We start from the raw sequence: 14,264 nt of genomic DNA, 5'->3' as shown, positions 1-14,264 counted from the left end.
CTCAATCATAAGAAGACAAACTGCAAGAAATCACTCAAAATAAGTCACAAGGAAGTGTTTATTTTATGGAAGCATTCACAAACCGCATTAATCTTGGCGGAAAACAGGCACGTTACTATGACCTTAGCCAGTTTAATCAGCCGCTAGACTCAAGCTCTACTCCCCGCGCGCCAGCACATTTTTATAGTGGCAATAGTTTTACCGTTGGCACTTATACACCACTATTGAGCAAGCTAACCACTGAGTTTGATATCAGCTCACTTGCTCTGCGTGGCTACTGGTATGATAAGCCGCAAAGTTGTCGTCTGACGCGCGAGCAAGATGCTGATATGCTGATTGAGTTTTTAGAAAAGACCCAAGACAAACCTGTCGTAGGTATTGGTCATTCACAAGGCGCAACGGCTACAGCAATGGCCGCTGCCAAACGTCCAGAGCTTTTTTCGCAGTTGTACCTGATCGAGCCTGTCACATTTACCAAAAACCAAGCTACCTTATATAACCTTTTGCCACGCTCTGTCCTACTGAGCCGCGAGCCTTTCAAAAGCACGTTAACTAAGCAGTCTACTTGGCCAAGCACCCATAGTTATTATGAGAGCCTACGTGCGCAGCGTGCTTATAAACGTATCAGCGATGAACACTTGCAAGTATTTGCTGAGCAAAGTCTGAGCAAAAATACAGATGGTAGCTATACGCTTATGTTTGCACCAGAACAAGAGCTGGCCAATTATTTTGGCGCACCTCATATCGATGCCGCACTCAAAAAACTACGCTGTCCCTACACCTTAATTACAGGCAAGCCTACCCTGTTCATCAATGACAGAGTACGAAAACAATGGCAAAAATTTGTCCCAGATAGCAGTCTTATTTCGCTGTCAGATTATGGGCATCTATTGCCAATGGAAGCGCCTGAACTATGCGCTCAAATTATTAACGAGCACTACCAAAGCAGCAAATAAGGATTTACAACGACTGAATTATGACTGACCTCTTTGCCCCTGCACCCACGGATAACTTACTACCCTATGGTGGTAAAGTGAACGATCTAGGTGTGATTATCGACGATGCCACTGCCCTTTATAACACTCTACGAAATGAGCTACCTTGGCAATCAGACATCGTGACGTTATTTGGTAAGACCCATATAACCACTCGGAAAATTGTCTGGATGGGAGATACAGATGCAGACTATCAGTACTCAGGACACGTGCGACAAACCGTTCCATGGTCAGATATAGTGTTTCACGTGAAACAGAAAATCGAGCAAGCTTTAGTAGAAATCGGTGTCATTGCTAATTTCAATACCTGCCTGCTTAATTACTATCCTTCTGGCGCTGATGGTATGGGCTATCACGCTGATGACGAAAAAGAGCTCGGTCATCAACCAGTTGTCGCCTCCTTATCACTTGGCGCCACACGCAAATTTGTTTTTAAGCATAAAAAAACTCAAGACAAAGTTGAACTTTATCTTGAGTCTGGTCAGCTCGTTGTGATGCATGGTGATACACAAACCTTTTGGAAGCATACGATTACTAAGACAAAGACGGTCGATGCTGGGCGAATCAGTCTAACGTTTCGGCATATGCTTACATCTTGATACTACCGCTGACTTAACGAGTCATCTACTTCTTACGCGAAACGGTCTAAAAAACGCTCACGATAACACTGGTAAGCAGCTTCACACACATTGGCAGTGTAGCTAGCATTAACACCACCTGCGACTACTGCGCCTACCGCTGGAATGATTTGCGCCGCTTTTGTCTTAACGATATTATTGGCTACTTTAGTCGCTGTCTGACGCAGTACACGAGACATGACTTCTTCATTGATCTGATTAAATGCCTGAGTTTCTGGATCTTTAATCATCGCATGAGTGTCATCTAACGCCGCCTTACGCTCTTCAACAGAGGTAGAAGTTGCCACAGCCAACAAAGACATAGCAAATAGCTGCTCGCCTTTATCATTGATATCAAAGCCATAGTACGTTGCATATTCTCCAATCGCACGTAGATTAGCTGTAATAAGTCCAACGACATCCGCAGGGATACCTGCCCAACCTATAACCCCTGTAGTCACCCCTTGCGCACTGGTTAGCGCAACATATTTGCTTTTGAAAAGCTTAACTTGTTTATCTACAACCGCAATGGGTAGACGTTTAATATCAGCTAGTGTTGCAATCGAGGAGCTATCAACATCCGCTATCTCTTGATAGCTATCAATAACGTCTTGAGTGTCCAATGTCCAATTGGCTGCATCACTCAAAGCAGTAATCGTTTCTTCAGTTACTTTTTTTAGAGAATCGCCAAATTGTGGAGCCTCCATTAACGCATCACCGGCTGCTACCACAGGGGTATTAAGCACTGTTAGCGTTTTATCCAAAATCCCTTTATCAGGGTTCTTCCATGCTTCTATTTCTTCACGGACTTTGGTTTCATAAGCAATGTGGTCATCTGTTTTTTCATTGCTGGTCTTATTGTTGGTAGTCATATTATTCCCTTTATTAGTATCGTTCGCTTTCTATCCTATGATAAATAAGCAAAGACTACAGGGACGTTCTGTTGTCCAACATAAAACTTTTGTATGATTTGTTAGGTCATCAGTTAAGTTTACTGGGTTTCAACAGACATCCCTTTACTAATAAATCCTACCAAACACTACCTAATACTTGGGCAATCTTGACATTCACTCAGCTGCTGCTAAGACAATCTTGCCAAAAGCATCGCCTTTTTGTAGCTCATGGTGCGCTGCAACAACTTCTGAGAGTGGATAGGTCTTTTGAATTTTTAAAGTTAGCTTACCATCGGCTACTTCCTGTAAAACGCGCGCCATATCTTGACCACTACGCTGCGCTTTATAGCCTGCTACTACTAAGTCTTTTTGCTGACCGGCTTCTTTGAGCTTATCAACCCAGATAGTTGGCAACACATTTACTCGGGCACCTGATTTGAGTACGCTAAGCGCACGGACACCTGCATCATTACCGACTAAATCAAGCAGCACGTCGGCTTGTAAGTTAGGGAACGCTTCATCTTTTGTATAATCTATCCAACCCGCCAGCTTAGATACGTCTATTAATTCATCAAGCTTGGCGTACTTTTCTGGCGAGCAAATTACCGTTACCTTGATGTTATCTTGCGCCACCTTATTCATGAGCAGTTGGATTAATAAATGACCGACACCGCCTGCTGGTGCATTAATCACCACATGCTCGCCTGTTTTTATATCAGCAAAATCTACAAACTGTAGCGCCGTTTGTCCGATACAAGGTAAAGCACCTGCCTGCTCTAAGCTGACATTATCTGGTACTTTTGCAAGCAACTTGGCATCTACTGCCACATATTGCGAATAGCCGCCACCGGTAAAAGTCAAGGCCGCTACTCTATCTCCCACAGCAAACTCGTCGCTATTACTGCTGACTACTTCGCCTGATACATCAAATCCTAAAATAGCTGGCTGATCATTCTCAAACTTGTCTTTACGGATATTTTCCGCACCCCAGCCTTTACCTTGGCGGGTTTTATAATCGACAGGGTTAATTCCAGCATAGGCAATTTTTACTAGTACTTGGTCGTCCTGTAGCTCAGGGACATCAGCACCATCTTGATATTTCATTACTTCAGGCTCACCGAACTCGCGTATGAGTACGGCGTGCTGAGTCTTAGGTATGTTGTGGTTAGCTTGTTGATTATTATCGGTAGTAGAAGCTGTTGCCATCGTAGAATATCCTTATATTTTGTTTATTAAACTGTACTTGTTATTCATTTTATTGAAACGTTGTGCTGTTAATATCACTTTCAATCGAGAACATGGTTAATCAATAATATGATCAATAAAGACAATTGTTCATATATCGATAGATTGCCAATATAATACATTTAGACGAATTATTATAGTTAGGTATTAAGGCAGCATCAGCTCTGCGCTAATGGGCAGATGATCTGATAGCGATGACCAAGGTTTTCCAGTGTGTACCCAAGCATCCTTCACAAGCAAATTGCGCACATAGATACGATCCAAGCTAAGTACTGGCAGTTTTGCGGGAAAGGTTGGCAACAGCTTGCCATGACAATGCTTGAACGCTTCTATCATGCCTAGATCTGACGCCAGTTTGTCACAAGACATCTTTTTCCAATCGTTAAAATCGCCTGCCAAGATAAGTGGCTGCTCTGGCGCAATCTCATTTCGAACATAGTCACTAATCGCTTGATACTGCTTGATACGATCACGCTCAAATAAATTTAAATGTGCGCACAGCACCACAACTGGCATTTCCCAATCGATAGGCTGTACCTCACAGTGCAAGACACCGCGCTGCTCAAGCTTGTTGACCGTAATATTTACATTGTGTTTGGGGTCTAGCGGAAAGCGGCTCAATACTGCATTGCCGTGGTGGCCGTTTTCGTATTCGGAGTTTTTACCGTAACTGTTTTGCAAATCTAAAAATTCGCCGAACCATTCATGCTGCGATTGATCTGGGTACTCGTTGTATTGCATATTGCGTTTAAGGTTTTGGCCTTGCACTTCTTGCAAACACAGTACGTCTGAACCCACAGACTCTAGCGCCTGAGCAATACCTTGCATCTTCACTTGGCGATTCAGCGGTGACATGCCTTTGTGAATGTTGTAGCTGGTTAAAACAAAAGAGGTGGTAGTCATAGTTTGGTTAGTTGTACGCTCATTATTTATGGAGTAAAGATCAATAGCTCAGCTACGATAGCACCCATAGTGATGGTAATGACAGACATAAAAAGAGCACTGGCTCGTATTGAACCAATGCTCTCATATTACACCTATGTATTATCAATGGCTAATTCATAAATGGCTGACTCATAAATGAACATCGCGTATAGGTGTCATCGTCAGATTAGTATCGAGTTACTAACGCTATTGGTTGATCTTCACCCATGATGTCTTGTGGCATAAATACAGCTTCGCCGCCATTATGAATGACGTGTTCGATGATTTCGCCGATTGCATCGTCTGTGATGCCTTCTGTAGTCGCATCATTGGCAGGACTTAGAGTCTGAGCTTTCTCGTCAATCTTAGCGGATTGTATATAACCACGGCGTACATAAAGCGTCTCGCCAGCCCCTTGGAAAGCACTGCGATACACTTCCTGCAAATCAGTCTGCAACATATTCGCACCGCGAGCTTTATCGATTTCACCCAAAGCAGCATGATGTAATGATGTACGATATTCTTCTACCGCTTCTTGTACACTATCGACAATATGCTGTGCACTACCATCCTCTAGATTGGTGGCATTCGATACTGTAGCGATGATATTATCTGGACGATCACAGACTTCTTTGTAGTAGCCAATATTTTTTGCATCACCAACTATGACTAGAGGCATTTTATGCTCGCCCCAGAGTTCTTGGACGCTTTTATCAACTTGGTTAAAGAATTCTTTTAAGTGACTGCTTTCGTTGTTTGATGAACGATCTGAGCCACCGTCACCTGTTGTGTATAGACCGTTGTTTTCGACAGGGAACTGAATGTTCTCCATATTGTTTTGTGCATCGTCATCTTTATCGAATTCTCTCACAACACGGTCATTAGATGCTTCGATCAAACGAGCATTGTCACGGGTTAAGACCACCGTATAATAATGAACCGCACTTGCCATATCACGAACCAAGTCACGCGTAGCAAACCTATCTGAGATCACAACACGTTCCATTGTATCAATTGGCATACGAATAACTTGCACATCATCTGTACTAGCAAATATAGCTAATGTATCGAGATTATAATTGTGATTGAGCTCACTGATTTTATTTTGAATGTTATCTAGAATGGTAGTCGCTGTACGTTTATCGTATTCTTTCGTCAAACGATCTTCGGCAACTTTCAATTGGTTTTTTAGAGCGATAGGATCTTGCTCATTAGCTGGATGTTCACGATGCGTTTTAACAAAGATACTTACTGCAGGGTTAGCTTTAGTTTCACGTAAACTTTTAAGAGTCGCTTTCATATATTGCTCCTTGTTTTATTATCGTTCATTTTTAACTTTATGTATCTCTTCACTCATATACTGTTATAAGTGTAGAAATTTCTATCCGTGTTTTTCTTGCATCCTGTCGATGCATAATATTTAAATTCCATTATCTTGATGCTAACAGCTATACCCCACTCCCTGTAGGGTTAATTTGCAAGCAAATGATAGCGCTTTGTAAGTAGAGCACTCTATATTGTTAAAGAACTGCCTTAGCGAGCATAACTACATATTCAGATAATTATCTTGAAAAGTAGAATCTAAGTATCAGAATTTCGATATTTACTTCCAAATTGCTAGCACTGTCCTAATTACTTGAATCGTATAAAAGTGCTTAGGTTGTATTTTTACCAAACGAACCCATCTTTTATATAATCTATATATAAAATAAGAACACACTGTATATTTCAATAGTAGCCAGACTTTTCTCATTTTGATTAATAATAATTCATTGATATCGGATACCTATATGACATCTTCTCCTTTAGATTTACGCCTTGTCGATTTTGCCGACACTGCGCCGCGTACGTTACAGAACCAAGTGATTGATGCTATTGACGCTGCCAATGCTTTTTTAGATACCTTAACCGTGATAGAAAGCGACAGTGCTGAAAAAATAAGTGCTGAAAAAATAAGCGGTGAACAAGCTTTGGCAGATGTGATGAGCTTTGATCATATCAATTTGGCATTAGATCGTAGTTGGGGTATTTTGTCGCATCTCAATAGCGTGATGAGCAATGATGAAATTCGTCATGTTCACCATGAACTGCTACCAAAACTATCTGCTTACGGTACGCGAGTTGGACAGCATCAGCCTTTGTTTAATCGCTATCAAGCTATCGTCAATGACACAGATTTCTTTGCTACATTAGAGTCTGCTCGTGCACGTGCAATCGAACTGGCTTTACGTAGCTTTGAATTATCAGGCGTTGCATTACCTCAAGCTGAGCAAGAAAAATTTGCCGCTATCCAAAGTGAGTTATCTACCCTGTCTGCAACCTTTTCGGACAATATCTTGGATGCGACGCAAGCATTTTCCCTGCCTTTAGAAGACTCTCAGTTAAAAGGTTTAACAGAGAGCGGTCTGGCACTATTGGCAGATGCAGGCGAGCAATACAAAGCGCGTGAGCTTGCTAGCGGTGCTCTTAGCCAAGCCGATATAGATGCACTTCCTACTCCTTACTATGTGGCCAGTTTAAATATTCCTGTATATCTAGCGATCATGACTCATGCGGACGATCGTAGCCTACGTGAGACGCTGTATCATGCTTACGTCACACGCGCCTCTGAGTTTGATACGCATACCAATGCAAAAGGCAACTCATTAAATAACGCTGACAATATGAGTCAAATACTCTCATTACGTGAGCAAAAAGCCAAGCTACTTGGTTTTGCAAATTATGCCGAAGTATCGCTATCGACTAAGATGGCAGATAGCGTTTTAGAAGTTGAAACATTCTTACGTGACTTAGCAACGCAAGCAACCCCTGCTGCCAAAGCAGATTTGGCACAGCTACAGAAATACGCAAGCGATTATGGCATTGACGAGTTGCAGCCGTGGGATAGCGCCTACATCGCTGAAAAGGTAAAACAAAGTGAATTCAGCTTATCGCAAGAGGAGATTCGTCCATACTTCCCATTACCCAAAGTGATTAATGGCTTATTCACTATCGTTGAGCGTCTATACGGTATCAAAGTACAAGAGCAAAGTTATAAAGATGCAGAAAGTGACTCAGTCTCTCGCTGGCATGACGATGTGAGTTTTTATCAATTATTTGATGCTGATGATCGCTTGCTCGGTGGCTTCTACTTTGACTTGTTTGCACGTAGTGGTAAGCGTGGCGGTGCATGGATGAGTGGTTTCCAATCTCGCTATAGCTATGAAGAACAAAACCATCAGCAGCTGCCTGTTTGCTTCATGGTTGGTAATTTCACGCCAGCACTTGATGGCAAACCTAGTTTATTGACCCATGATGAAGTATTAACCTTATTCCACGAGTTTGGTCATGGCTTGCATCATTTATTGACTCAAGTCACGGTGGGCGATGTCGCTGGTGTCAATGGCGTTGAATGGGATGCGGTCGAGCTTCCTAGTCAATTTATGGAAAATTGGGCTTGGGACGCTGAAGGCATCGCCCTTATCAGCAGCCACGTTGAGACTGGTGAGCCATTACCTAAAGACAAGCTCGATGCACTATTAGCAGTGAAAAATTTCCAAAGCGGCATGCAAACGCTACGTCAGATTGAGTTTGCTCTATTTGATTTGCTCATTCATGCTCATACGCCAGCACTTAATTATGATGGTATTTTAGAGACGCTCAATACTGTCCGTAATGATATCTCCGTTATGCAAACGCCTGACTATAACCGTTTTGCTAATGGTTTCAGTCATATCTTCGCGGGTGGTTATGCTGCAGGTTATTACTCATATAAATGGGCGGAACTGCTATCAGCTGATGCGTTTAGCAAGTTTGAAGAAGACGGTATTTTCAACCCAGCGACAGGCAAAGCATTCCGTGAGTCCATCTTATCTGTTGGCGGCAGTTTCCCAGCGAAAACCAACTTTGAAAACTTCCGCGGTCGTAGCGCCAGTATCGATGCTTTGCTACGTCATAATGGTTTTACTGATGTTAAAAATATTGATGCGGCAAATACTCAAACGACTCGCGAGGTCATTTAAATGCGTTATCAGTCATCTAGTCCTAAGCGCCGATTTTTAGCAGGGGTACGTTGTCCGAAATGTCAGGAGATGGACGCTGTGGTGCAAGTTAATATCGTGATTCCTGCCCCAGATGAGTATATTGAATGTACTCAGTGCGGACACACAGAGCACCGCCCAGATCCTGATGCCATTAGTGCAAAGAACCATTTAGAAGATCAAATGGCTCGTGATGCGATGGCAACTGGCACCAGCGGTACTGTAAAATTTAAGCCTTAGTTATTTAGTTTTCATATCTAAAAACAGATTAAATCCTTTATTATTTAATGGTCTATTAAGCCTATCTATCAATAGATAGGCTTTTTATTTTGAGTTTGCTATAGTATGTCTACTTATAGTCTTGACATAAATCGATCATAATATGAACCGTAAAAAAATGCGTCCTTTATCTACCAAGTCTTCTAGAGCAACCTCTGCAAAAGCTGGCCGACGAGTTTGGATTACCCTTATTTTTGCGTTGCTACTTATCGCTGTGGCTTACTTTATTTGGGCGAAGCCTCAACCAGATCCTGTCTTACCTATTAGCAAATCACCAACAATGGCTGAGCAAACTGAGGCCGCTAAAGCCGCTTCAAATTCAAAAGACATGACCAATGACGAGCACGATATTATCATTGATGATAGCGAAGACATGAATGAAAGTGTCATTTTAGATGAGAGTGTAAGCACTGAACTACCCAGCCCCGCCGCTATCTTAAACGCGCCTATACCAAAGACTGACAGCCTAGCCAAAGAAGAGATTGATCGTTTAGAAGATGAGCGTAAGCGCTTAGCTGAACAAGAAAAGCTGGCTGCTGAGCAATTAGCCATGAGTAAAAAACTCACCGATATGAAAGCAGAAGAGATCGCCCTACTCGAACAGCAAATAGCACAGCTAGAAGCAGATGGCGCTGGTCAAACAGAGCCACAATAAAAACAGCATTTCTGATAAAGAGGCTTAGGATGGCGAACCTGCAACTTACGCATGCGTCTATATTGAATAGTAGAGCACAACTGCTCATATTACCTGTCAATAACGCTGGCGTTCTATTGGACCCTGTCCTTGCACGAGCCAAAACCTTGTACCCTGATAACTATCATCGCTATCATCGTGCTTGCCGTGATGGTAGCTTAAATATTGGCAGCTGCTTACTACATAAGCGCATGCGTGAGCAAGCAGGTCTGGGTATCAGTAGTAATGGCAATCAGCCAAGCTATATCGCTAACCTTGTGGTATCGAATCACCCATACCATCCTGCGCGTACGCGTTGGTTCACCACTGCCTTGATTGATCTACAACAGCAGATGATGCCGCTCATACGTTATAAAGGCATACGCAGAGTTGCACTATTGGCACGTCCACTTATTTTTGATAATCCACGTGATACTGCAACTCACCAAAGTACTGAAACAAATTCTCTGCCTCTAGATTGGCAGACTGATACATTGCCATTACTGACTACCTATTTACAAGACCTACCAAAGCTACGTATCGATGTGCACGTCCCAAAAAGCATCAGCTTATAAACAGACTATTACTTATAAACTGATTATGAATTGCTCAGTTATCGTTTTTAAAGATAAAAAAAACCGCCTTGAAATACTCTTTATGAGTACTCAAGGCGGTTTTTTTGGGTCAAACTACATCAAATACTGAGCCTTAGTTTTGCTCAACACCTTTCATAGTAAGTTTGATACGACCACGGTTGTCAACGTCTTGTACGAGTACTTTAACGACTTGGCCTTCTTTTAGATAGTCTGATACATTTTCTACGCGCTCTTCTGCGATTTGTGAAATATGCACTAGACCATCGGTGTTTGGTAATACGTTAACAAATGCACCAAAGTCTACGATACGAGCAACCGTACCTTCATAAGTCTTACCAACTTCAACTTCAGCAGTTAATGCTTCTATTTTACCGATAGCGGCTTTGGTAGCTGCTTTATTTTCACCAAAGATACGGATAGTACCTGCATCATCGATATCGATAACCGCGCCAGTTTCTTCCGTTAGCTGACGGATAGTTGCGCCGCCTTTACCGATAACGTCACGAATCTTGTCTGGGTTGATTTCGATAACCGCGTAGTTTGGTGCATGAGCATTGATTTCAGTACGGCTCTCAGGCAATACTTGGTTCATTGCTTCTAGGATATGGATACGACCTGCATGAGCTTGTTTAAGCGCTTGCTCCATGATGTCAGGGGTAATACCTTCGATTTTGATATCCATCTGAAGTGCAGTGATACCGTTTTTAGAACCAGCTACTTTAAAGTCCATATCACCTAGATGATCTTCATCACCCAAGATGTCTGACAATACAGCAAAACGATCACCTTCTTTAACCAGACCCATCGCGATACCAGCAACTGGTGCTTTTAATGGTACACCTGCGTCCATCAATGCCAAGCTTGCGCCACAAACAGATGCCATAGAAGATGAACCATTAGATTCAGTAATCTCTGATACCACACGGATAACATACGGGAAGCGTTCACTATCTGGTAGCATTGCTTGTACACCGCGACGTGCAAGGCGGCCATGACCGATTTCACGACGTTTTGGAATACCTTCACGACCCGTTTCACCAACTGAGAAATGCGGGAAGTTGTAATGTAGCATGAAATGGTCACGAATCGTGCCACCTAACGAATCAATCATATTGACATCACGACTGTTGCCGAGCGTAGTCGTAACCAATGCCTGCGTCTCACCGCGAGTAAACAGTGCTGAACCATGCGTGTATGGCAACACACCAACTTGTACGTCAAGCGCACGAACTGTCTCAGGATCACGACCATCGATACGCGGTTTACCTGACAAGATATTGTCACGAACAGTACGATATTTAAGGTCGTTATAGATTTCTTTAAGCTCAGATACGGTATCAGCATAGCCTTCTGATTCGGCATCACCAGCAAGTGCATCAATAATTGATTGCTTAATTTCGTCAAGTTTAGTGTAACGCGCTTGCTTATCAGTAATGGTATAAGCGTCAGCAACTTGCTCGCCGAACTGCTCTTTCATGCTGCTAGTAAGCGCCTGGTCACGCTCAGGTGCAGAATACTGCTGCTTAGCAGTACCAATTTCTTCAGCCATTGACGCGATATTATCAATAACGATTTGTTGTTGCTGATGGCCATATAGTACCGCACCTAGCATCTGGTCTTCTGATAGCTCTGCTGCTTCAGACTCAACCATCAATACGGCAGATTTCGTACCAGCGACAACCAAGTCTAGATCACTACTCTCAAGCTGCTCAGACGTTGGGTTTAGAACGTATTCACCGTTAATGAAACCAACACGAGCGGCAGCAACAGGACCATTAAATGGCGCATCAGAGATAGCCAATGCTGCTGAAGCACCGATTAGTGCAGCGATATCTGCAGACTGAGTTTTATCTGATGATACAACTGTTGCGGTAATTTGGATTTCGTTTACGTAGCCTTCTGGGAATAGCGGACGAATCGGACGGTCAATCAAGCGTGAAGTTAAGGTTTCAAATTCGCTCGCACGGCCTTCACGTTTGCCATAAGCACCTGGAATTTTACCCGCTGCATACATTTTTTCTTGATAATTAACCGTTAGCGGAAAGAAGTTTTGACCTTCTTTAGCTTCTGATTTTACGACTGCTGCAACTAATACTGTTACGCCGCCCATGTGTACTAAAATAGAGTTTGCTTGACGGGCAATACGGCCTGTCTCGATAACAACCTGCTGGTTGCCATACTGAAATTCACGCTTAATGGTGTTGAACATTGTCATATAATCTTCCTAATGTTGACTGACAAAACTGATATCTGTCATTAAAATTCTGTGTATATGGCTATCAGTTGACATGCTTTCTATTAGAAATCATCGCAACCAATGCCAATAACGTTACTTGGTTATCTCATATATTTGTCTGAGTTAGACATCGTACTATTATGTATATTCGGTCGTGCAATTTTGGCTTTACTATAAATACTATCAAAAAGACGTTAAGTCAAAAGACTTCGATGCTAAAAACCCTACAGGCTATTTTCTGAACTTTCAAATATCAGCTATCTGCGCCGATTACCAAGCCAAATAATAAGTATCTTATCAATAATCGCCATATCTGTAGCAGATGCGCTATCAAACTCACAAGGCATTATTTTACAGTGATTTATAGCCATTGACCAATTAATTGCACAGTAGCGCAATTATCGTCAGAAAATGTCGCATTTGAGGCTTGATTAGTACAGTTTATACCAATATTCCTCTTAGCTATTTTATAGAAGGAATTATAGCTCTTACTATTTGAGCACTGTATCTAAAACGAATAAGCATAAAAAAACGGCGTGAAACTATTCCACACCGTTTTTGGAAAAATCTATTTTATCGATAATAACAAACAAGTTCCAAGCGATTTAGCGAAAAATTCAGCATCCACTCGTACTATTGTCGTTAGATTAACGACGTAGACCTAACTGGCTGATTAGAGTAGTGTAACGACCAAGGTCTTTACCTTTTAAGTAATCAAGCAGTTTACGACGCGTGTTAACCATGCGGATAAGACCGCGACGGCTATGATGGTCAGCTTTGTGTGCTTTAAAGTGGTTCTGCAAATCATTGATACGAGCACTCAACAAAGCTACTTGAACTTCTGGAGAACCAGTGTCATTTTCGCCACGTTGGTATTGAGCGATGATTTGTTCACGATCGGTATTAGTTAGCATAAATATCTCCGGCAATGCTAATAACTCTAAAAACGGACTGCAATTTGCGTCAGTATTAAAGCAATAGAATAATAAATAAAATAACCTGTACGCCATTCAGGACAACCCTGCATTACTAGAGTTGACCTAGTGTACGACAAGCTCAGTTAACAACCATTTAGTATGTTCTAAATCGTACATTGCATTTAGCTATAGCACTACTTAATCAAAGTAATGAGCTACCTACAGTACATCATCAAAACCTAATTTAAATGTGGGGGTAATTATAACAAAAAACTGCTGAACTAGCAGCAGTTTTTCATAATACTTGTAACGCTACCTTTGGTCTCTGGTAACTAGTATTTAATAGATAACTATCTATTAAGATCCTACCTAGGCTAATTATTAGCGTTAGACTCTGTCGCATTGCCGCCTAGTTCATCATCTTCAAGAGGCGCAGCAGTAGTCACTTCCGCTAGACTTTCTGGGGCAGTATGCTCACTTGGATTGATTTCTTCTGCAAGCTTTTCAATCTCTTTTTCCTGCTCGTCCATATTGTTCGGTGAATTACTCATATTAGCTCCTAAATTATTGTTCTGTGGACTAACTGTAGTTGCACTCATCGATCATAAGACGTGCAAACTATAAACGTATCAACGCCACCTATTACAGGTGACATATTAAAAACTTACTTGTCTTCTTTCTCATCTTCTAAGTTAGCTGCGATACGTTCTGCTGCTGCTTCGCTGTTTTCATTATGATTGTCTTCAGTTTGACCTTTAAGCGCTGCTTCTGCTGAATCAGAACGCTGTTGCTCAAGCTTAGTATCGTTTGGGTTAGAATTTGACATAGTATTTCCTTAGTTATGATTATAAATATAAGTTATACGGAGTT

Annotated in this window: 14 protein-coding genes; 6 read left to right on the top strand and 8 right to left on the bottom strand. The window is 42.0% G+C overall.

Annotated features, from left to right (window positions below):
• Nucleotides 1-65: 65 nt before the first annotated feature.
• Nucleotides 66-956 (top strand): alpha/beta fold hydrolase, encoded by an 891-nt coding sequence (locus AK824_RS00455; protein WP_057757793.1) that lies wholly within the window; start codon nucleotides 66-68, stop codon nucleotides 954-956.
• 20 nt (nucleotides 957-976) lie between these two features.
• Nucleotides 977-1,594 carry an alpha-ketoglutarate-dependent dioxygenase AlkB family protein gene (locus AK824_RS00450; RefSeq protein ID WP_057757790.1) on the top strand — a complete coding sequence of 206 codons (618 nt, stop codon included), beginning with the start codon at nucleotides 977-979 and terminating at the stop codon, nucleotides 1,592-1,594.
• A 32-nt stretch (nucleotides 1,595-1,626) separates the two neighbouring features.
• On the opposite strand, the gene AK824_RS00445 is transcribed toward AK824_RS00450, so the two are convergent.
• The 4 genes from AK824_RS00445 to AK824_RS00430 all read right to left on the bottom strand — a co-directional run bounded on the left by AK824_RS00445 (nucleotide 1,627) and on the right by AK824_RS00430 (nucleotide 5,974).
• A complete protein-coding gene (locus AK824_RS00445; protein ID WP_057757787.1) occupies nucleotides 1,627-2,484 on the bottom strand; it encodes an EcsC family protein in 858 nt (285 codons plus the stop codon).
• A gap of 195 nt (nucleotides 2,485-2,679) precedes the next feature.
• Nucleotides 2,680-3,711, bottom strand: a complete 1,032-nt coding sequence (locus AK824_RS00440; protein ID WP_057757785.1) for an NADP-dependent oxidoreductase — start codon at nucleotides 3,709-3,711, stop codon at nucleotides 2,680-2,682.
• A gap of 186 nt (nucleotides 3,712-3,897) precedes the next feature.
• Complete coding sequence (locus AK824_RS00435; protein WP_057757782.1) at nucleotides 3,898-4,653, bottom strand: endonuclease/exonuclease/phosphatase family protein; 756 nt, start codon at nucleotides 4,651-4,653, stop codon at nucleotides 3,898-3,900.
• A gap of 208 nt (nucleotides 4,654-4,861) precedes the next feature.
• A complete protein-coding gene (locus tag AK824_RS00430) occupies nucleotides 4,862-5,974 on the bottom strand; it encodes an AOC03_06830 family ribosome hibernation factor (RefSeq protein WP_057757779.1) in 1,113 nt (370 codons plus the stop codon).
• A gap of 490 nt (nucleotides 5,975-6,464) precedes the next feature.
• Between AK824_RS00430 and AK824_RS00425 the strand changes: the two genes are divergently transcribed.
• The 4 genes from AK824_RS00425 (at nucleotide 6,465) to AK824_RS00410 (ending at nucleotide 10,220) form a co-directional block, all read left to right on the top strand.
• A complete protein-coding gene (locus AK824_RS00425; RefSeq protein ID WP_057757776.1) occupies nucleotides 6,465-8,675 on the top strand; it encodes a M3 family metallopeptidase in 2,211 nt (736 codons plus the stop codon).
• The gene (locus tag AK824_RS00420) at nucleotides 8,676-8,933 is read left to right on the top strand and encodes a YheV family putative zinc ribbon protein (protein ID WP_057757773.1); all 258 of its coding nucleotides are present in this window, start codon (nucleotides 8,676-8,678) and stop codon (nucleotides 8,931-8,933) included.
• A gap of 142 nt (nucleotides 8,934-9,075) precedes the next feature.
• Nucleotides 9,076-9,627, top strand: coding sequence for a hypothetical protein (locus AK824_RS00415; protein WP_057757770.1), 552 nt, complete (start codon nucleotides 9,076-9,078; stop codon nucleotides 9,625-9,627).
• A 29-nt stretch (nucleotides 9,628-9,656) separates the two neighbouring features.
• Nucleotides 9,657-10,220, top strand: coding sequence for a hypothetical protein (locus AK824_RS00410; protein ID WP_057757768.1), 564 nt, complete (start codon nucleotides 9,657-9,659; stop codon nucleotides 10,218-10,220).
• Between the two features lie 133 nt (nucleotides 10,221-10,353).
• Here AK824_RS00410 and pnp read toward each other — a convergent pair whose 3' ends face one another.
• From pnp to AK824_RS13480, 4 genes are all read right to left on the bottom strand, one after another.
• The gene (gene pnp / locus AK824_RS00405) at nucleotides 10,354-12,456 is read right to left on the bottom strand and encodes a polyribonucleotide nucleotidyltransferase (RefSeq protein ID WP_057757765.1); all 2,103 of its coding nucleotides are present in this window, start codon (nucleotides 12,454-12,456) and stop codon (nucleotides 10,354-10,356) included.
• A 668-nt stretch (nucleotides 12,457-13,124) separates the two neighbouring features.
• A complete protein-coding gene (rpsO, locus tag AK824_RS00400; protein WP_045443035.1) occupies nucleotides 13,125-13,391 on the bottom strand; it encodes a 30S ribosomal protein S15 in 267 nt (88 codons plus the stop codon).
• Nucleotides 13,392-13,768: 377 nt separating this feature from the next.
• Complete coding sequence (locus tag AK824_RS13615) at nucleotides 13,769-13,945, bottom strand: hypothetical protein (protein WP_197411805.1); 177 nt, start codon at nucleotides 13,943-13,945, stop codon at nucleotides 13,769-13,771.
• A 113-nt stretch (nucleotides 13,946-14,058) separates the two neighbouring features.
• Complete coding sequence (locus AK824_RS13480) at nucleotides 14,059-14,220, bottom strand: hypothetical protein (RefSeq protein WP_156410669.1); 162 nt, start codon at nucleotides 14,218-14,220, stop codon at nucleotides 14,059-14,061.
• Nucleotides 14,221-14,264: the final 44 nt, after the last annotated feature.

This window comes from Psychrobacter sp. P11G3 (genome assembly GCF_001435845.1).
In the GTDB taxonomy this organism is placed as follows: domain Bacteria; phylum Pseudomonadota; class Gammaproteobacteria; order Pseudomonadales; family Moraxellaceae; genus Psychrobacter.
This window is presented reverse-complemented; position numbering and strand designations above follow the sequence as displayed.